The organism is Nocardioides panacis (assembly GCF_019039255.1).
Taxonomy (GTDB): Bacteria; Actinomycetota; Actinomycetes; order Propionibacteriales; family Nocardioidaceae; genus Nocardioides_B; species Nocardioides_B panacis.
Window position 1 is genome coordinate 964,960 of the sequence record NZ_CP077062.1, and the last position, 18,504, is coordinate 983,463.

An 18,504-nucleotide genomic window follows, 5' to 3' on the forward strand; every position below is an offset into this window, starting at 1 on the left:
CCGCGCCGATGCTCACCGACGCCGCGCGGTCCTGGGCCGAGGAGGTCCTCGGTGCCCGGGTGGCCCACGTGGCCGCGCTGTCCGGCGGGGTGGCCTCGCGGATGCTGCTGCTCACCACCGTGCGCGGCGAGGAGGCGGTGCTGCGCCAGCTGGTCGAGGACCCGTGGCGCCGGCACGCCGAGGCGCTGCTCAGCCGGGAGCGCGACGTCCAGGCGCTGCTCGCCGGCACCGGCGTCCCGGCGCCCCGCACGCTCGCGCTCGACGCCACCGGGGAGCGCACCGGTGACCCCGGCCTGCTGATGACCCGGCTGCCGGGTGCGGTCGACCTCAGGGCCGCCGGCCCGTCCCGGCTCACCGCTCTGGCCGCGCTGCTGCTCGCCGTGCACCGTGTCGAGCCGGCTCCCGGCAGCCGGCCGCGGGAGTACCAGTCGTGGGCCGGCGAGGCCAAGTGGCACGTGCCGCCCTGGGCCGAGGACCCCGCGCTGTACGTCGAGGCCTTCGAGCGGCTGCGGTCGCCCGCCCCGTCGTACGCCCCGGTGTTCCTGCACCGCGACTTCCACCCGGCCAACGTGCTCTGGTCCGGGGACCGGGTCAGCGGGCTCGTGGACTGGGTGGAGACGTCCACCGGCCCGGCCGACCTCGACGTCGCGCACTGCGCCTCGCACCTGGCCGGCCTGCACGGCGTGCAGGCCGCCCGCACCTTCCGCCGCCTGTACGTCGACCAGGGCGGGGTGCTCGCCCACGACCCGGACGCCGCGGCGTACTGGCAGCTGCTCGACCTGGTGGCGATGCTGCCCGACCCGCTCGGCCGGGAGGGCGGCGGGACACCGGAGACGGTGGAGCGGCTGTGGCGGGACGCCGGGCGCCCGGACCTGGACGTGCGGACGGCCCGGAGCCGCCGCGAGGGGCTGCTCCGGGCCGTCCTGGGGGCCTAGCTCTCCTGGCGCCCGGTCAGGCGTCGAGGTCCTTCTCCACGAGCGCCGCGATCGCGTCGACGGCCGCCTGGTCCTCGCCGGCGACCTCGACCTGGTCGCCGCACGCCGCCCCGAGGGTCATGATCAGCAGGGAAGAGGCGGCGTCGACCGGCTCCTCGCCGGCCACGGCGAGGGTGACCTCGGAGTCGAGCTCGCCGGCCGCCTCGGAGATGATCGCCGCGGGACGGGCGTGCAGGCCGACGGAGGAGCCGACGGTGACGGTCTTGCTGGGCATACGGTGTCTCCTTGGGTGAAGGGGCGGGGGGTGAAGGGACGGGTCAGACGGGGACGGTCGCGAGCTCTTCGATCTCCTCGGAGCTCTCGGTCAGGCTCTTCAGGGCGATGACGCCGGCGGCGCCGACGAGGACACCGGCCGCCAGGGCCACCAGGTAGCCCAGGATGTTGCCCACCGCGAAGAGCACGAAGATACCGCCGTGGGGCGCCCGCACGCTGACGTCGAGGGCCATCGAGAGACCGCCGGTGACCGCACTGCCGAGCATGATGGCCGGGATGACGCGCAGCGGGTCGGCCGCCGCGAACGGGATCGCGCCCTCGGTGATGAACGAGGCGCCCAGCAGCCAGGCCGCCTTGCCGTTCTCGCGCTCCGCCGGGGTGAAGAGCTTCGGCCGGACGACGGTGGCGAGGGCCAGGGCGATCGGCGGGACCATGCCGGCGAGCATCACCGCGGCCATGATCTTGAGCTGCGGGGCGTCGGAGGCCAGCGCTGCGGCGCCGCCGACCCCGGCCGCCGCGAAGCTGTAGGCGACCTTGTTCAGCGGGCCACCCATGTCGAAGGCCATCATCAGCCCGAGGATCACGCCGAGGAGCACGGCGTTGGCGCCGCTCATGCTGTTCAGGCCGTCGGTGAGACGGGCCATCAGCCAGGCGATCGGCTTGCCGAAGACCACCAGCATCAGGACGCCGGCGACGATCGTGGTGAACAGCGGGATGACCAGCACCGGCATCAGGCCGCGGGCCCAGCCCGGCACCTTGCGCTGCGCGATCCAGTGGGCGATCACACCGGCGAGCACGCCGCCGACGATGGCGCCCAGGAAGCCGGTCTGCGGGGTCCCGAACTGCATGACGTCGGAGGCCAGGCCACCCATCACGAAGCCGGGCGCGATGCCGGGCCGGTCGGCGATCGCGAAGGCGATGTAGCCGGCGAGCGCCGGGATGAAGAACGCGAACGCGGTCTTGCCGAGGACGAAGAAGATCGCCCCGACGTAGGCGAAGAAGCCGGAGTCGAACAGCGCGTGCTTGAGGCCGAAGTCGGCCGGGTCGGGCAGGTTGGTCAGCGAGTTCTTGGACAGGATGTCCTTGAACGGGCCGACGATCTCGTAGCCGCCGAGCAGGAACGACAGGGCGATCAGCAGACCGCCGGCCGCCACGAACGGGATCATGTACGACACGCCGGTCATCAGCACCCGACGGGTGTGCGCACCCCAGGACTCGCCGCCACCGCCACCGGTGGTGACCGCGGCCCCGGCGCCGCCGCCGGCCGCACCCTCGACGCGCGGGGCGCCCGGGTCGTCGGCGTAGCGCAGCGCCTCGGCGATCATCGAGTCCGCGTCGTCCATCGGGCGCTTGACCCCGGAGGAGACGAGCGGCTTGCCGGCGAAGCGGGCCCGGTCCCGCACGCCGACGTCGACGGCGAAGATCGCGGCGTCGGCGCGGGCGATGAGGTCCGGGGCGAGCGGGGTGGAGCCCGCCGACCCCTGGGTCTCGACGGCGATGTCGACGCCGGCGCGGGCGGCGGCGGCCTCGAGGGCCTCCGCGGCCATGTAGGTGTGCGCGATGCCGGTGGGGCAGGCGGTCACCGCGACGATCGAGCGGCGGGCACCCGGCGCGGCCGGCGCTGCGGACGCGACCGGCGCCGCCGTGGGCGCGGGGGCCGGCTTCACCGGGGCCGGGTTGGCGCCGGGCGCGGAGACGACCGCACCGACCAGCTCGACGATCTCCTCGGGGCTGGACGCGCTGCGCAGGCCGTCGGTGAACTCCTTCTTCACCAGCGCGCGGGCGAGCTGGGTGAGGACCTTGAGGTGGGTGGCGTCGCCCCCGGCCGGAGCGGCGATCAGGAACGCCAGGTCGGCCGGGCCGTCCTTGGCGCCGAAGTCGGTGCCGGGGGAGAGCCGCGCGAACGCGAGCGTCGGCACGTCCACGTGCTCGGTGCGGCAGTGCGGGATCGCGATGCCGCCGGGCAGGCCGGTGGCGGAGGTCGACTCGCGGGCGAGCGCGTCCTCGGCGAGGCCGTCGGCGTTGCTGGTGCGGCCGGCGGCGGCGACCTGACGCGCCAGCGCGCGGATCACCTCGGTCTTGTCACTGCCGAGGGACACGTCCAGGGCGACGAGCCCGGGAGTGATCATCCCCTGTGACGCGGATGTGTCGGTCATCGTTTCCTCAGTTCTCTGTGTGGGCAGCCGGGTGGGACGTGGACGGGACGAGTGCGCGGACCTCGACGAGGTCCGGACGGGTGTGCGACGGGGTCGGGATCGTCGTGCCGGGCAGGGCCGCGGCGGCGCTGCCGTAGGCGACGGCAAGACGGAGGCGCTCGGCGGGCTCGAGGCCGCGCAGCGCGCCCAGGACGTAGCCGAACAGGCTGGAGTCGCCGGCGCCGACGGTGCTGACGACGGTGGTCGGCGGGGGCACGGCGTGCCAGGCGCCGTCGGCGGTGACCAGGACCGCGCCGGACCCGCCGAGCGTGGCCAGCACCGCCTCGACGCCGCGCCCCACGAGCAGGGCGGCGGCCCGGGCGGCGGCGGCCGGGTCGGCCTCGATCGCGTCGGCGTCCCCGCCTGTGAGCGAGGCGAGCTCCTCGCCGTTGGGCTTCATCAGGTGCGGCGACTGCTGTTCCAGGCCGGCGGCCAGGGCGACGAGAGGTCCGCCCGAGGTGTCCACGGCGATCCGGGCCGGGGTGCCGCGCAGGGCGCCCACCAGCTCGGCGTACCAGGACTCCGGCGCACCGGGCGGCAGGGAGCCGGCGAGCACCACCCAGGAGGCCTGCCGGGCCCGCTGGGTGACCGCGTCGGCGAGCCGGTCGAGGTCGGCGCGGGTGACCTCGGCGCCGGGGGTGTTGATCTTGGTGGTGGTGCCGTCCGGCTCGGTCAGCGTGAGGTTGACGCGTACGGCGCCGGCGGGCTGCTCGGGCCGGCAGTCGATCCCGTCGCGGAGCAGCTCGACCACGAACGGGTCGTCCTTGTGCGCCGGGAGCACCGCGATCGTGGGCACGTTGGCGGCGACCGCGGCGCGGGAGATGTTCACGCCCTTGCCGCCGGCCTGCGCGGTCACCGACTCCGCACGCAGCACCGCGCCGCGGACCAGCTCGCCGGCCAGCGAGACGGTCCGGTCGATGCTCGGGTTGGGGGTCAGGGTGACGATCACGCGACCACGACCTCGACGTCGAGACGCTCCAGCGCGGCCCGGTCGGCGTCGCTGATGCCCGCGTCGGTGACCACCACGTCGATGTCGGCGACCCGGGCGAACCGGACCAGGTGCTCCTGGCCGATCTTGGAGGAGTCGACGAGGACCACGACCTGGTGGGCGGCGCCGACCATCGCGCGCTTGGCGGCGGCCTCGGTGGGGTCGGGGGTGCTCAGGCCGTGGGTCTCGGAGAGCCCGTTGGTGCCGACGAACGCGACGTCCACCTTGAGCACGCCGAGCGCGGCCACGGTGTCGTCGCCGACGGCGGCATGGGTGGTCGAGCGCACCCGGCCGGGGAGCAGGTGCAGGTCCACGCTGGGGGAGCCGGCCAGCCGCGAGGCGATGGGGACGGCGTTGGTGACCACGGTCAGCTGCAGGTCGCGGGGGATCATCATCGCCAGCCGGGCGGTGGTGGTGCCGGCGTCGAGCAGGACGCTGCCGCCGGTGGCCGGGAGCAGCGACACCGCGCGCTTGGCGATCCGGTCCTTCTCGTCCGCGTGGGCGAGGTCGCGGTCGCCGACCTTCGCCTCGAGGGCGCTGAGCGCCGCGGCCGGGACCGCGCCCCCCGTGCACCCGCCGCAGGATCCCGGCCCGCTCCAGGACGGAGAGGTCGCGCCGCACCGTCTCGGTGGTCACGGCGTACTCACTGGCCAAGGCGTTCACCGAGAGCCGGCCGCGCTGGGCGACCAGGTCGGCGATGGCCTGCTGGCGTTCCTCGGCGTACACCGAGCCTCCTGGGGGTGGGGACGAGTGAAACTTTGTATGTGTTGTTTTACGCCCGGATCTGTTGACTGTCAAGTGTGACGCAGCATACGCTCGGGGCATGTCACCGACCTCCTCCCTGTCCGGCACACCTGTCGTGCCCGGCGTCGCCTACGCGCCCGCCGTGATCGCCACCGTCTCGGTCTCCCCGACGGCCGTCGCGGCCTTCGAGCAGGCCGGCTTCCCCGACGCGGAGAGCGCGCTCGCGGCGTACGACGACGCCGCCGCCGCCACCGCCGAGGGCCTCGCCGCCCGGGCCGCGCACACGAGCGGCGCGGCCGCCGAGGTGCTCACCGCCACCGCCGGGCTGGCCAAGGACAAGGGGCTGCGCGCGGCGGTGAAGAAGCGGCTGGCGGCGGGCGACCCGCTGCTCACCGCGTTCGGTGCGGCCGTCGACCAGTTCGCCGGCGTCTTCACCTCGATGGGCGGCCTGATGGCCGAGCGGGTCACCGACCTGCACGACATCCAGCGCCGGGTCACCGCGCGGCTGGTCGGGGAGCCGGAGCCGGGGGTCCCGGAGCCCGACGAGCCCTCCGTGCTGGTCGCCGAGGACCTCGCGCCCGCGGACACCGCCGGGCTGGACGCCCGCACGGTGGTCGCCCTGGTCACCGAGAAGGGCGGGCCCACCAGCCACACCGCGATCATCGCCCGGCAGCTCGGGATCCCCTGCGTGGTCGGGGTGTCCGGGCTGTCGGCCGTGCGCGGCGGCACCCGCCTGCTCGTCGACGGTACGACGGGCGAGATCACGCTCGAGCCCGACGAGCAGAAGGCGTCGCGGCTGGTCGCCGACGCCCGGGCGGGGCGCGAGGCCCTGGACCGCTGGACCGGACCGGGCCGCACGGCCGACGGCACGCCGGTGAAGCTGCTCGCGAACGTCGCCGACGGGGCGTCCGCGACGTCCGCGGCTGCCGGGCCGGTGGAGGGCGTCGGGCTGTTCCGCACCGAGCTGTGCTTCCTGAACCGCAAGGACGAGCCGAGCGCCGAGGAGCAGGCCGACATCTACTCCGGGGTGCTCGGACCGTTCGGCGGCGACCGCTACGTCGTGGTCCGCACCCTGGACGCCGGGTCCGACAAGCCGATCGCGTTCGCCACCCACGAGGGGGAGGAGAACCCCGCCCTCGGTGTGCGCGGCCTGCGGCTGTCGTTCGACAACCCGGGCCTGCTCGAGCGCCAGCTCGCGGGCATCGCGGCCGCCGCCGAGCGCACCGGCACCGAGACCTGGGTGATGGCACCGATGGTCGCGACCGTCGCCGAGGCCGCGGAGTTCGCCGGCCAGGTCCGCGCGCACGGCCTGAAGGCGGGGGTGATGGTGGAGATCCCGAGTGCCGCGCTGCTGGCGCACCAGATGCTCGAGGTCGTCGACTTCCTGTCCATTGGCACCAACGACCTGACCCAGTACACGATGGCCGCCGACCGGATGGCCACCGACCTCGCGCACCTCACCGACGCCTGGCAGCCGGCGGTCCTGCAGCTGATCGCGATCACCGCCGAGGCCGGGAAGATCGCCGGCAAGTCGGTCGGCGTCTGCGGCGAGGCGGCGGCCGACCCGATGCTGGCGGCCGCCCTGGTGGGCATGGGCATCACCTCGCTGTCGATGGCGCTGGCCGCCGTACGACCGGTGGGGGCGCAGCTCGCCGCGGTCACCATGGACACCTGCGAGCGGGCCGCCGAGGCCGCGCTCGGCGCCGTCGACCCGCGGGCCGCACGGGTCGCGGTGCGGGCGGTGCTCAGCGCCGGCTGACCGTCACCGGCACCCCGGAGAGCACGGCGTTGCCGCTGACGTCGAGGACCGAGGGGTCGGTCAGGTCGTTCATCGACGCGCCCGGCAGCTCGACGGCGTGCGCCAGCCGGACGCCGCGCTGCCGGTGGCCGTAGCCGTGCGGCAGGCTCACCACGCCCGGCATCATGTCCGTGCTGGCCTGCACCTCGACGTCGACCTCGCCGACCGCCGAGGCGACGCGGACCACGGTCCCGTCGGGGATCGCGCGCTCGGACAGGTCGTCGGGGTGCATGAGCAGCTGGTGGCGCGCCCGGCCCTTCGTGAGCCGCGGGGTGTTGTGCATCCAGGAGTTGTTGTCGCGCTGGTGCCGGCGCCCGACCAGCAGCAGGCCGCCCGAGCCCGCCGGGGACGCGTCGAGCCGGACCAGGTCGTCGAGGACCTGGGGCGGCGCGGCCACCACCCGGTGGCCGGGGGTCATCAGCCGCTCGGGCAGGCACGGCTCGAGCGGCCCCAGGTCGACCGGGCCCCGGCGCAGCCTGGCCACCGAGAGCCGGGCCCGGTCGGTGCGCAGCAGCAGGTCGATGGTCCGGGTGGGGGAGACCCGCATCCGCGCCTGCTGCAGCAGCCGGCGCTTGAGCGGACGCTTCGCGGCGAGGCGCCGCTGGGTGCGCAGCACGATCTCGCGGTAGATCTCCCAGTCGTGCAGCGCGCCCTCCGGCTTGTCGAACAGCGCGGGGGTGAACCGGGCGGTGTTGCGGACCGCGAGGACGTGGAAGACCAGGTCGTAGTGGTCGCGCTCGAGCGCCGAGGTCGGCGGCAGGATCACGTCGGCGTGCCGGGTGGTCTCGTTGACGTAGAGGTCGACCGCCGCCACGAAGTCCAGGCCGGCGATCGCCTCGCCGAGCCGCTTGCCGTCGGGGGTGGAAGACACCGGGTTGCCGGCCACCGTCAGCAGCGCCCGCACCTGGCCCTCGCCCGGCGTGAGGATCTCGTCGGCCAGCGTCGCGACCGGCAGCTCGCCGCCGAACTCGGGCAGGCCGCGGACCCGGCTGCGCCACAGGTCGTGGTGGCCGCGGCCGACCAGCCCGCGCCCCACGGCGTCCACCGCCGGCCGGGTGAGCATCACGCCGCCGGGCCGGTCCAGGTTGCCGGTGACGAGGTTCAGCAGCTGCACCGCCCAGGTCGCGACCAGGCCGAACTCCTGGGTCGACACCCCGACCCGGCCGTAGACCGCCGCCGACTCCGCGGCCGCGAGCTCCCGCGCCAGGCGTCGTACGACGTCCGCGCCGACGCCGCTGGCCGTCTCGGCCCGCTCGGGGGTGAACGGCAGCACCGCGGCGCGGACCGCGTCGAGCCCGTCGACGTAGGACGGCGGCGTGGTCAGCCCCTCCTCGAACAGCACGTGCAGCATCGCGAGCAGCACGAACGCGTCGGTGCCCGGGCGCACGAAGTGGTGCTGGTGCCCGGCCTTGGCGGTCTCCGTGCGGCGCGGGTCGACCACGACCATCCGGCCGCCGCGGGCCTTCAGCTCGCGCAGCCGGGCCGGGAAGTCCGGCACGGTCATCAGGCTGCCGTTGGAGGCCATCGGGTTCGCGCCGAACACCAGGAAGTGCGCGGTGCGGTCGAGGTCGGGCACCGGCAGCATCAGCTGGTGGCCGTACATCAGGTAGGCCAGCATCTGCGCCGGCAGCTGGTCGACGGAGGTGGCGCTGTACTTGTTGCGGGTGCGGAAGGACTTCACCATCGCGGTGCCGTGCGTCATCGAGCCGAGGCTGTGCACGTTGGGGTTGCCGAGGTAGAGCGCCAGCGCGTCGCGTCCGTGCTCGTTCACGGCCCGCGCCAGGTTTTCGGCGACCAGGTCGAGCGCCTCGTCCCAGGAGACCTCGTGCCACTCCTCGCCGACCCGGCGGACCGGGCGGCGCAGCCGGTCGGGGTCCTCGTGCACGTCCTGCAGCGCGACCGCCTTGGGGCAGATGTGCCCCCGCGACAGCGGGTCGTCGGGGTTGCCCCGCACGTCGGTGACCCGGCGCCCGCCGGGCCCGTCGTCGAGCGTGAAGACCAGCCCGCAGATCGCCTCGCACAGGTTGCACACGCCCAGCTTCTGCTCCATCCGGGCATCCTCGCAGACCCCGCCGACCGGTCGTCGTACCGTCGGGGGAGCTGGCCCCCCGGCCGATTCGGAGAAACCGCGCCCCCCGCTGATAATCTGGGACGGTTGCCCGAGCGTGAGCTCCGGGCGACGGTCAACGCCGTGAAACGGCCGCGGATCGAGAGTGCCCGGGTGAACAGGCCCCGGCGCGCCGCGCAACGACATGAACCGAGAGGAGCTGCGCGTGTCCACTGGCACCGATGCAGAGACCAAGAAGAAGATCATCGCCGACTACGGCACCGGCGCGAACGACACGGGGTCGCCCGAGGTCCAGGTCGCCCTGCTGACGCACCGCATCAGCCACCTGACCGAGCACCTCAAGGAGCACAAGCACGACCACCACAGCCGTCGTGGCCTGCTGCTGCTCGTCGGTCAGCGTCGCCGCCTCCTGAACTACATGCAGAAGGAAGACATCAACCGCTACCGCTCGATCATCGAGCGGCTCGGCCTGCGCCGATGAGCCTCGGGGCGATCTCCCACACCGGGAGGTCGCCCCTGCTTCGTCTCCGGCGGGCCCGCGACTAGGGTCTGGTCCGGAGCAGCACAACTGAAAACTCACCCACTGGAGCGACCGCGGACGTCCTGCCCGGTCCTCGGTAGTGGCCTTCGGGGTCGCGACGCGCACCATGCAGCCGTCGACCCGCGGGCCTCGATCGAAGACCGGCACCCTGTTTCAAGACGCGGAAGGGCGCCCTCGCGTGAATCGCTCCGCGAGACAGAAAGGGGACCCCTGTGACTGAGGGACCCGAGATCTACGCAGTCGAGACGGTTCTCGACAACGGCAAGTTCGGCACCCGCACCGTCAAGTTCGAGTCGGGCTTCCTGGCCCGGCAGGCCGCCGGTTCGGTGACCGCCTACCTCGACGACGAGACGATGCTGCTGTCGGCCACCACGGCCAGCAAGCACCCCAAGGACCACTTCGACTTCTTCCCCCTCACGATCGACGTGGAGGAGCGGATGTACGCCGTGGGCCAGATCCCCGGCTCGTTCTTCCGCAGCGAGGGCCGTCCGGGCGAGGACGCCATCCTCACCTGCCGGCTGATCGACCGGCCGCTGCGCCCGACCTTCAAGAAGGGTCTGCGCAACGAGGTCCAGGTCGTCATCACCGTGCTGGCGCTCGACCCCGACCAGCCGTACGACGTGCTGGCCATCAACGCGGCCTCGATGTCCACCCAGCTCTCCGGCCTGCCGTTCTCCGGCCCGGTCGGCGGCGTGCGCGTCGCGCTGATCGAGGGCCAGTGGGTCGCCTTCCCCTCGCACTCGCAGCTCGAGGACGCCGTGTTCGACATGGTCGTCGCGGGCCGGGTCACCGAGACCGGCGACGTCGCGATCATGATGGTCGAGGCGGAGGCCACCGAGCGCACCTTCGAGCTCGTGCAGGGCGGCGTCCAGGCGCCGACCGAGGAGGTCGTGGCCGGTGGCCTCGACGCCGCGAAGCCCTTCATCAAGCAGCTCATCGAGGCCCAGGTCGAGCTGGCCAAGCAGGCCGCGAAGCCGATCAAGGACTTCCCGATCTTCCTCGACTACGAGGACGACGCCTACGACGCCGTCGAGAAGGCCGCCCAGACGGACCTCTCCGCCGCCCTCACGATCCCCGGCAAGCTGGACCGCGAGTCCCGCATGGACGAGATCAAGGACACCGTGCTGGAGAAGCTCGGTGCCGACTTCGAGGGTCGCGAGAAGGAGCTCGGCGCCGCGTTCCGGTCGCTGACCAAGAAGCTGGTGCGCGAGCGCGTGCTGCGCGACAAGGTCCGCATCGACGGCCGTGGCCTCACCGACATCCGGACGCTGTCCGCCGAGGTCGGCGTGATCCCGCGGGTGCACGGCTCGGCGCTGTTCGAGCGCGGCGAGACCCAGATCCTGGGTGTCACGACGCTGAACATGCTGTCCCTCGAGCAGAAGCTCGACACGCTCTCCCCGGAGAAGTCGCGTCGGTACATGCACAAGTACGTCTTCCCGCCCTACTCCACCGGTGAGACCGGTCGGGTGGGTTCGCCGAAGCGTCGCGAGGTCGGCCACGGTGCGCTCGCGCGCCGCGCGCTGCTCCCGGTGCTGCCGACGCGTGAGGAGTTCCCCTACGCGATCCGTCAGCTCTCCGAGGCGATGGGCTCCAACGGCTCCACCTCGATGGGCTCGGTCTGCGCCTCGACCCTGTCGCTGCTGCAGGCCGGTGTGCCGCTGAAGGCCCCCGTCGCCGGCATCGCGATGGGCCTCATCTCCGGTGAGGTCGACGGCAAGACCGAGTACGTCGCGATCACCGACATCCTCGGCGCCGAGGACGCGTTCGGCGACATGGACTTCAAGGTCGCCGGCACGCCGGAGTTCGTCACCGCCCTGCAGCTCGACACCAAGCTCGACGGCATCCCCGCCGACGTGCTGGCCGCCGCGCTGACCCAGGCCAAGGACGCCCGGATGTCCATCCTCGAGGTGATGGCCGAGGCCATCTCCACCCCCGAGGAGATGTCGCTGCACGCCCCGCGGATCATCACCGTGAAGATCCCCGTGGACAAGATCGGCGAGGTCATCGGGCCCAAGGGCAAGATGATCAACCAGATCCAGGACGACACCGGCGCCCAGATCAGCATCGAGGACGACGGCACGATCTACATCGGCGCCACCAACGGCGAGTCCGCCGAGGCGGCCCGGTCGATCATCAACGGGATCGCGAACCCGACCATGCCCGAGGTCGGCGAGCGCTACCTCGGCACGGTCGTCAAGACGACGAACTTCGGCGCCTTCATCTCGCTGCTCCCCGGCAAGGACGGACTGCTGCACATCAGCAAGCTCCGCGGCCTCGCCGGCGGCAAGCGCGTGGAGAACGTCGAGGACGTGGTCTCCGTCGGCCAGAAGATCCAGGTCGAGATCGGCGAGATCGACGACCGGGGCAAGCTGTCCCTGATCCCGGTCCTCGACGAGTCCGCCGAGGCCGAGTCCGCCGACGAGTCCGCCGAGTAACTTGGCGGTCTCTGCAGCACAGCAGAAGCCCGGCACGACCCGCACCCTCCTGTCCGCCAAGGACGGGGGAGCACTGGTGAAGCGCACCGTGCTCCCCGGGGGGGCTGCGGGTCGTGACCGAGGCCATGCCCGGCGTCCGGTCCGCCTCCATCGGGGTGTGGGTCGGCGTCGGGTCCCGGGACGAGTCACCGAGCCTGTCCGGGGCCTCGCACTTCCTCGAGCACGTCCTCTTCCGGGGCACCCCGACGCGCACCGCGTTGGACATCTCGGTCGAGCTCGACGAGGTGGGCGGTGAGTTCAACGCCTTCACCGCGAAGGAGTACACCTGCTTCCACGCGCGGGTCCTCGACGAGGACCTGCCGCTGGCGGTCGACGTCCTCGGCGACATGCTCACCTCCTCGACGGTCACCGCCGAGGACGTGGAGGCCGAGCGCGAGGTGATCCTCGACGAGATCGCCATGCACGACGACGACCCCGACGACGTGGTGGGCAACCTCTACTCCGAGAAGGCCTGGGGCACCTCGCCGCTGGGCCGTCCGATCGCGGGCACCGTCGACTCGATCCGGTCGCTGACCCGCGCCCAGATCGTGCGCTACTACCGGTCCCGCTACTCCCCGGAGAACATGGTCGTCGCGGTCGCCGGCAACGTCGACCACACGACCGTCGTGCGCCAGGTGCGCACGGCGTTCTCCCGGGCCGGCTTCCTCGCCGACCGGTCCGCCCGTCCGCTGCCGGTCCGGCGCGGCCACCGCGCCCGTCGTACGACGACCGGGGACGTGGTGATGAGCCGCCCGTTCGAGCAGGTCAACCTGGTGCTCGGCGTCAACGGCCTGGTCCGCACCGACGAGCGGCGCTACGCGCTCGGGGTGCTGAACGCCGCGCTCGGCGGCGGCACCTCCTCGCGGCTGTTCCAGGAGGTCCGCGAGGCCCGGGGGCTGGCCTACTCGGTCTACTCCTACGCCTCGCACTACACCGACGCCGGCACCGTCGCGGTCGCCGTCGGCTGCCTGCCCTCGAAGGTCACCGACGTGCTGGCCGTGGTCCGCGGCGAGCTCGGCCGGCTCGCCGACGGGGGCATCTCCGAGGTCGAGCTGCAGCGCGGCAAGGGCCAGCTGCGCGGCGGCCTGGTGCTCGCGCTCGAGGACTCCGGCTCCCGGATGTCCCGGATCGCCAAGGCCGAGCTGCTCTACGACGAGCTGCCGAGCATCGACGAGGTGCTGCGCCGCGTCCAGGACGTGACCCTCGACGACGTGAACGCGCTGGCCCGCGGGCTGTTCCGCCAGCAGCAGACGCTCGCCGTGGTCGGCCCGTTCGACGCGCTGCCCGGCTGAGGGCCGCTCAGGCCGCGGTCAGGGCGAGGTGCGCCCCCGCACAGGCGCACGCCCACAGCACGCTGGCGAACGTGCCGATGATGAACCGCTCGGCGACCCCGCCCGAGGCGGCCACGCCGTCGGCGCCGGGGGGAGTGCCCCGCAGCTCGGAGTAGCGGCCGAGGCCCTTGAGGGCCAGCACGACCGCGATGCCCTCGGGCCAGCCGGCGATGATCGCGGCGAACACCGCGCACCGCTCGAACGCCCCGATCCAGGCGCCGCCGCGCAGCACCTCGCCGGCCCGGTCCATGGTGTCCGGCCGGCTGCTGCCGCGGTCGACGAGCCAGAGCACCGTGGCGGTGACGGGGCTGCCGCCGAGGACGGCGACCAGGAACAGGTCGACCAGGATCGTGCGGCCCGGCACGGAGGTGGCGCCGGTCACCCCGCCGCCGACCACCCCGACCAGGGCGACCAGCGCGAGGACCCCGACGATGACGAAGGCGGCGAGGTGCTGCCCGAGCGAGCGCCCGGTCAGGGCGAGCGCCACGAAGGCGGCCACCACGACCAGCCCGAGCAGCCCGAGCAGCAGGGCGACGACGAGGGTCATCGGCGGTCCTCCTTCTCGGTCCTCGGGGCATTCGGGGTGCTGCCGGCCGGTCCGGCCAGCAGGTCGGCGAGCAGGTCGCCCGCCAGCCGACGGGCGCGGCGCTCGTCGACCAGGCCGGCGGCCTGGGCGCGCTGGCTGACGGCCGACTGGCTGATCCCGAGCCGTCGGCCCGCCTCGACGTGGGACAGGCCCTCGTCCAGCGCGTCGACGACCTCCCAGCCGCGGTCGGTGCGGCGTTCGAGGATCCCGGCCCACAGCCACAGCACCGTCTCCAGCTGCTCAGCACGGTAGTCCTCGCCACCGACAGCGATCCGGTGCGGCACGGACTTCGCCCGGGTGACGGCGTCGCGGGCGTGCAGGTACGCCGCCCCGCGACCGGCCCGGGTGTCGGCGGGCAGCGGCTCCTCGACCGGCCCGACCCCGACCCCGACCGACCAGCCGCCGGCCCGCAGCAGGAGGCCGATCGTGCCCACCGCGGCGTCGGCGTCGGCGAGCACCGCCTGCACCTCGTCGCCGACCGTGCGCTGGAAGGGGCGCAGCAGGCCGGGGGCCCCGGCCAGCCGGGCGAGCAGGTCCGGCACCTCGTCGGCGTGCGAGCGGCTGTCCCGCTGGTCCACCGTGAGCACCACGACCATGGGGCCTCCTCATCAGGTCCAGGACTGATATCTGAATACATTAGACCAGAACCTTATGGGAGGGAAGATCAGTCGGAGACCTGATCCCGCTCCCGGCGCGTCCCCGGTCGGAGCCAGCCACTAGGTTGGACGTGTGAGCGCACAGCGGATGAAGGTCGGCGTCCTCGGGGCGCGGGGCAAGGTCGGCGCGGAGGTGTGCCGGGCCGTGCGGGCCGCCGACGACCTCGAGCTGGTCGCGGCGGTGGACACCGGAGAGGCCGACGACCGTCTCGACGACCTGGTCGCCGCCGGTGCCGAGGCCGTCGTGGACTTCACCCACCCCGACGTGGTGATGGCGAACCTCGAGCACTGCGTCTCCCACGGCATCCACGCCGTCGTCGGCACCACCGGCTTCGACGACGACCGGCTCGCCCGGCTGCGGGGCTGGCTCGAGAAGTCACCGGGCACCGGCGTGCTGGTCGCCCCCAACTTCTCCATCGGCGCGATCTTGATGATGCGGTTCGCCGCCGAGGCCGCCGCGTTCTACGAGTCCGTCGAGATCGTCGAGCTGCACCACCCCGACAAGGCCGACGCGCCCTCCGGCACCGCCTGCCGTACGGCGTCCCTGATCGCCGAGGCCCGGGCGGCCGCCGGCGCCGGACCGATCCCCGACGCCACCTCGACCTCGCTCCCGGGGGCCCGGGGCGCCGAGGTGGACGGCATCCGGGTGCACGGCCTGCGGATCCGCGGGCTGGTCGCCCACCAGGAGGTGATCCTCGGCGGCGAGGGGGAGACCCTCACGATCCGGCACGACTCGCTCGACCGGGTCTCCTTCACCCCCGGCGTGCTGCTCGGCCTGCGCTCCATCGGCTCCGCGCCCGGGCTGACCGTCGGGCTCGAGTCGTTCATGGGCCTGGACCGGGGGTGAGCGTGCGCACGAAGGCCACCCTCGCGGTGATGGTGCTCGTCCTGGTGTTCTACGCCGTGTTCATCGGGGTCCGCGGCGTCGGGCTGCTGGGCAGCGGCTCGGTCGTCGGCGTCCTGCTCGGCGCGGCGCTGCTGGTGCTGCCGCTGCTCGGGCTGCTCCTGGTGGGGCGCGAGATCGAGTTCGGGCGACGTACCTCCGTGCTGGCGGCCGCCCTCGAGGCCGAGGGCGGGCTGCCGGTCGACGACCTGCCGCGCCGTCCCTCGGGCCGGGTGGACCGGGGCGCCGCCGACGCGCAGTTCGCGCAGATGCGCGAGCAGGCCGAGGCGCGGCCCGACGACTGGCGGTCCTGGTTCCGGCTCGCGTTGGCCTACGACGCGGCCGGCGACCGGACCCGGGCCCGCGAGGCCGCGCGGCACGCCCTGACGCTGCACGGCTGACCCGACATACTCGGAGCATGAACCGACCGACCGCCTCGCACGTGACCGTCCCGACCGACGCCGGGGAGATGCCCGCGCGGCTCTGGGTGCCGGAGTCCGGCAGCGGTCCCGGGCTGCTGCTGCTCCAGGAGATCTTCGGGGTCAGCGCGTACATCGCGCGCCGCGGCGCCGACCTCGCCGCCGCGGGGTACGTCGTGCTGGCGCCCGAGCTCTACTGGCGGCTGGACCCCGAGCCGATCGACGAGGGCCGGCCGGGTGCGATCGAGAAGGCGATGGGCCGCGCCCAGCAGCTCGACTGGCAGACCACCGTCGGCGACTCGGTGGCCGCGCTGCACGCCCTGGAGGGCCGCGCGGAGGTCGCCGGCGGCACCGGCGTGATCGGGTTCTGCTTCGGCGGCGGGCTCGCGTTCAACGTCGCCGCGGTCGCGGACCCCGCGGTGCTGGTCAGCTACTACGGCTCCGCGCTTCCCGGGCTGCTGGACCTCGCCCCGCGGGTGACCGCGCCGAGCCTGCACCACTTCGGCACCGCCGACGCCTACCTCGACCCGGCCACCGTGGAGAAGATCCGCGAGGCGGTCACCGCGGCCGGCACGCCCGTCGAGTTCGAGCTCTACGACGGGGCCGACCACGCCTTCGACAACGACGACTTCGTGCTGCACCACCCGGAGGCGTCGCGGGCCGCCTGGCGCCGGACCCTGGACTTCCTGGCCCGCGAGCTCCCCCTCGGATGAGCACGTTCTTCGTCGGCATCGACCTCGCCTGGGGCGAGAAGAAGCCCACCGGCGTCGCGGTCCTGGACGCCGACGGCCACCTGCTGCACGTCTCGGCCCGGACCACCGACGAGACGATCCTGGCCGCGCTCGACGGGTACGTCGACGGGCGCTGCCTGGTCGCGATCGACGCGCCGCTGGTGGTGGTCAACGCCACCGGCAACCGGCCCGCCGAGGCCGCGCTCAACCGGGACTTCCGGGCGTTCGAGGCCGGCGCCCACCCGTCGAACACCGGCAAGCCGGAGTTCGCCGTCCAGCCGCGCGGGGCCCGCCTCGCCGAGCTGCTGGACCTGTCGATCGACCCCACGTCGAGGCAGGGGCGCCGCGCGATCGAGGTCTACCCGCACGCCGCGACGGTCGCGCTGTTCGGCCTCGGCCGGACCCTGAAGTACAAGAACAAGACCGGGCGCAGCCTCGACGACCTCCGCTCCGAGCTGCTGCGGCTGGTGCGGCTGGTGGAGGGCCTGCGCGAGGCCACCCCCGGATGTACGTCGACCGCTGCGTGGCGTGGAAGGCGCTCGTCGAGCAGGTCGAGACCGCGGCCACCAAGGCGGACCTGCGGCGTGCCGAGGACCAGGTCGACGCGGTGGTCTGCGCCTACGTCGCGCTGTTCGCCCGGCGCCGGCCCGAGGACACCACGACGTACGGCGACCTGGAGACCGGCTACATCGTCACCCCGACGCTGCCCGCCGGACTGCGCCCCGCCAAGCGGGTGGCCGCCCCGGCGGCACCCGTCGAGGAGGAGCCGGGGCTCGAGCGGGACCCCGGGCCGGACCCGGACCCGGACCCGGACCCGGACCCGGACCCGGACCCGGGACCGGTCCGCCGGGCGGTGCAGACCTACGCCGCGATGCAGGGCGAGCTCCGCGAGGCCACCGACGGGTTCGTGGCCACGCTGACCACGCTGCTCGACGACGCCGGCATCAACTACCTGAGCGTCACCGGCCGGGCCAAGAGCGTCGCGTCCTTCGCCGCGAAGGCCGACCGCAGCGTCGACGGCGTGCCGGTCTACTCCGACCCGCTGGAGCAGATCACCGACCAGATCGGGCTGCGGGTGATCACCTACATCCACAGCGACGTCTCGGCGGTCGCGGACCTGCTCAGCGACCAGCTCACGATCCTCGACGACCGCGACCTGGGCCAGGAGACCGCCCGGGAGGGCCGGTTCGGCTACGCGAGCCGGCACCTGCTGGTCAGCCTCGACCAGGCCCGGACCACCCCGTCGACGTACGAGCACCTCGGGCACCGGCGGGCCCAGATCCAGGTGCGGACCGTGCTGCAGCACGCCTGGGCGGAGTTCGAGCACGCGATCCGCTACAAGGGCACCATCCCCGAGGAGCACGTGCACGACCTCGACCGCCGGTTCACGCTGGCCGCCGGCCTCCTCGAGCTCGCCGACCGGGAGTTCTCCCAGATCCGCGACCAGCTCCAGGCCACCGTGACCGACCAGCGCACCGAGCAGGACGTCACCGACCCGCGGATCAGCTCCGAGGACCTCGCGACGTTCCTGGCCGGGCAGTACGCCGAGGCCGGCTGGTCGCGCACCGACCACTACGCGTGGGTCTCCGGCCTGCTGCTGGAGCTCGGGATCACCTCGCTCGACGAGCTGGCCGGCCTGCTGACCTCGGTGGACACCGCCGCGATCAACGCCCGGATGGACTACCGCTACCCGCCCGGGGCGGTGCGCCGGCTCGACGACGCGCTGCTCGCGGTGTTCGGGGCCCGCTACCTCGGCCTGCACGGGAACAGCCACCGCGAGGCGCTGCTGCGCACCCGTCTGGACAAGTTGCGGACCCCGGTGGAGTAGCCGCCGGCCCCAGGACGCGGTTCAATCGTGGAGAACCTGTTGCAGTCTTCTGCA

16 protein-coding genes and 1 pseudogene are annotated in these 18,504 nt (G+C 73.5%); 9 read left to right on the forward strand and 8 right to left on the reverse strand.

All coding sequences use genetic code 11. The annotated features are described in order from the left end of the window. The first annotated feature begins 8 nt into the window (after nt 1–8). Entirely contained in the window at nt 9–935 is a 927-nt protein-coding gene (locus KRR39_RS04795) for a phosphotransferase family protein (RefSeq protein ID WP_216940976.1), read from the forward strand. Nucleotides 936–951: 16 nt separating this feature from the next. Here KRR39_RS04795 and KRR39_RS04800 read toward each other — a convergent pair whose 3' ends face one another. The 5 genes and pseudogenes from KRR39_RS04800 to KRR39_RS24355 form a co-directional block, all read right to left on the reverse strand. Beyond that, on the reverse strand, nt 952–1,209 hold the full coding sequence (locus tag KRR39_RS04800) for an HPr family phosphocarrier protein (protein WP_216940977.1): 258 nt from the start codon (nt 1,207–1,209) through the stop codon (nt 952–954). A gap of 43 nt (nt 1,210–1,252) precedes the next feature. Beyond that, a complete protein-coding gene (locus KRR39_RS04805) occupies nt 1,253–3,364 on the reverse strand; it encodes a PTS fructose transporter subunit IIABC (RefSeq protein WP_254185519.1) in 2,112 nt (703 codons plus the stop codon). 7 nt (nt 3,365–3,371) lie between these two features. Next, nucleotides 3,372–4,352, reverse strand: a complete 981-nt coding sequence (locus KRR39_RS04810; RefSeq protein WP_216940978.1) for a 1-phosphofructokinase family hexose kinase — start codon at nt 4,350–4,352, stop codon at nt 3,372–3,374. Then, nucleotides 4,349–4,855, reverse strand: a complete 507-nt coding sequence (locus KRR39_RS04815; RefSeq protein WP_254185520.1) for a DeoR/GlpR family DNA-binding transcription regulator — start codon at nt 4,853–4,855, stop codon at nt 4,349–4,351. Before KRR39_RS04815 ends, KRR39_RS04810 begins: the two co-directional genes overlap by 4 nt. Nucleotides 4,856–5,003: 148 nt before the next feature. Then, nucleotides 5,004–5,216, reverse strand: a pseudogene (locus tag KRR39_RS24355) (DeoR family transcriptional regulator); the annotation flags it as partial. On the opposite strand from KRR39_RS24355, the gene ptsP reads away from it, so the two are divergent. Next, nucleotides 5,215–6,894, forward strand: a complete 1,680-nt coding sequence (gene ptsP, locus KRR39_RS04820; protein WP_216940979.1) for a phosphoenolpyruvate--protein phosphotransferase — start codon at nt 5,215–5,217, stop codon at nt 6,892–6,894. The pseudogene KRR39_RS24355 and the gene ptsP overlap by 2 nt on opposite strands. Here ptsP and KRR39_RS04825 read toward each other — a convergent pair. Continuing rightward, nucleotides 6,881–8,983, reverse strand: coding sequence for a molybdopterin-dependent oxidoreductase (locus KRR39_RS04825; protein WP_216940980.1), 2,103 nt, complete (start codon nt 8,981–8,983; stop codon nt 6,881–6,883). The two genes, ptsP and KRR39_RS04825, sit on opposite strands and share 14 nt — an antisense overlap. 223 nt (nt 8,984–9,206) lie before the next feature. On the opposite strand from KRR39_RS04825, the gene rpsO reads away from it, so the two are divergent. The 3 genes from rpsO (at nt 9,207) to KRR39_RS04840 (ending at nt 13,308) form a co-directional block, all read left to right on the forward strand. After that, nucleotides 9,207–9,482: a 30S ribosomal protein S15 gene (gene rpsO, locus KRR39_RS04830; protein WP_436972029.1), complete on the forward strand. Its 276-nt coding sequence runs from the start codon at nt 9,207–9,209 to the stop codon at nt 9,480–9,482. Nucleotides 9,483–9,754: 272 nt separating this feature from the next. Then, entirely contained in the window at nt 9,755–11,977 is a 2,223-nt protein-coding gene (locus tag KRR39_RS04835; protein WP_216940982.1) for a polyribonucleotide nucleotidyltransferase, read from the forward strand. A 113-nt stretch (nt 11,978–12,090) separates the two neighbouring features. Further along, complete coding sequence (locus tag KRR39_RS04840) at nt 12,091–13,308, forward strand: M16 family metallopeptidase (protein WP_254185521.1); 1,218 nt, start codon at nt 12,091–12,093, stop codon at nt 13,306–13,308. Nucleotides 13,309–13,315: 7 nt separating this feature from the next. On the opposite strand, the gene KRR39_RS04845 is transcribed toward KRR39_RS04840, so the two are convergent. Both KRR39_RS04845 and KRR39_RS04850 read right to left on the reverse strand, forming a co-directional pair. Further along, a complete protein-coding gene (locus KRR39_RS04845; protein WP_216940983.1) occupies nt 13,316–13,894 on the reverse strand; it encodes a hypothetical protein in 579 nt (192 codons plus the stop codon). Next, complete coding sequence (locus KRR39_RS04850; RefSeq protein ID WP_216940984.1) at nt 13,891–14,529, reverse strand: transposase; 639 nt, start codon at nt 14,527–14,529, stop codon at nt 13,891–13,893. The genes KRR39_RS04845 and KRR39_RS04850 overlap by 4 nt, the downstream gene beginning before the upstream one ends. A 148-nt stretch (nt 14,530–14,677) precedes the next feature. Between KRR39_RS04850 and dapB the strand changes: the two genes are divergently transcribed. The 4 genes from dapB to KRR39_RS24360 all read left to right on the forward strand — a co-directional run bounded on the left by dapB (nt 14,678) and on the right by KRR39_RS24360 (nt 18,450). After that, a complete protein-coding gene (gene dapB / locus KRR39_RS04855; RefSeq protein WP_216942394.1) occupies nt 14,678–15,436 on the forward strand; it encodes a 4-hydroxy-tetrahydrodipicolinate reductase in 759 nt (252 codons plus the stop codon). Beyond that, entirely contained in the window at nt 15,433–15,873 is a 441-nt protein-coding gene (locus tag KRR39_RS04860; RefSeq protein ID WP_216940985.1) for a tetratricopeptide repeat protein, read from the forward strand. The genes dapB and KRR39_RS04860 overlap by 4 nt, the downstream gene beginning before the upstream one ends. 17 nt (nt 15,874–15,890) lie before the next feature. Continuing rightward, a complete protein-coding gene (locus KRR39_RS04865) occupies nt 15,891–16,604 on the forward strand; it encodes a dienelactone hydrolase family protein (protein WP_216940986.1) in 714 nt (237 codons plus the stop codon). 523 nt (nt 16,605–17,127) lie between these two features. After that, the gene (locus KRR39_RS24360) at nt 17,128–18,450 is read left to right on the forward strand and encodes a RelA/SpoT-related domain-containing protein (RefSeq protein WP_302053550.1); all 1,323 of its coding nucleotides are present in this window, start codon (nt 17,128–17,130) and stop codon (nt 18,448–18,450) included. The last annotated feature ends 54 nt before the right edge of the window (nt 18,451–18,504 follow it).

Coding starts and splice junctions, on each gene's coding strand:
- ptsP (WP_216940979.1), top strand. CDS start 5,215: ATGTCACCGACCTCCTCCCTGTCCGGCACACCTGTCGTGCCCGGCGTC.
- KRR39_RS04795 (WP_216940976.1), top strand. CDS start 9: ATGCTCACCGACGCCGCGCGGTCCTGGGCCGAGGAGGTCCTCGGTGCC.
- KRR39_RS04845 (WP_216940983.1), bottom strand. CDS start 13,894: ATGACCCTCGTCGTCGCCCTGCTGCTCGGGCTGCTCGGGCTGGTCGTG.
- KRR39_RS04800 (WP_216940977.1), bottom strand. CDS start 1,209: ATGCCCAGCAAGACCGTCACCGTCGGCTCCTCCGTCGGCCTGCACGCC.
- KRR39_RS04825 (WP_216940980.1), bottom strand. CDS start 8,983: ATGGAGCAGAAGCTGGGCGTGTGCAACCTGTGCGAGGCGATCTGCGGG.
- KRR39_RS04865 (WP_216940986.1), top strand. CDS start 15,891: ATGAACCGACCGACCGCCTCGCACGTGACCGTCCCGACCGACGCCGGG.
- KRR39_RS24360 (WP_302053550.1), top strand. CDS start 17,128: ATGTACGTCGACCGCTGCGTGGCGTGGAAGGCGCTCGTCGAGCAGGTC.
- dapB (WP_216942394.1), top strand. CDS start 14,678: ATGAAGGTCGGCGTCCTCGGGGCGCGGGGCAAGGTCGGCGCGGAGGTG.
- KRR39_RS04805 (WP_254185519.1), bottom strand. CDS start 3,364: ATGACCGACACATCCGCGTCACAGGGGATGATCACTCCCGGGCTCGTC.
- KRR39_RS04850 (WP_216940984.1), bottom strand. CDS start 14,529: ATGGTCGTGGTGCTCACGGTGGACCAGCGGGACAGCCGCTCGCACGCC.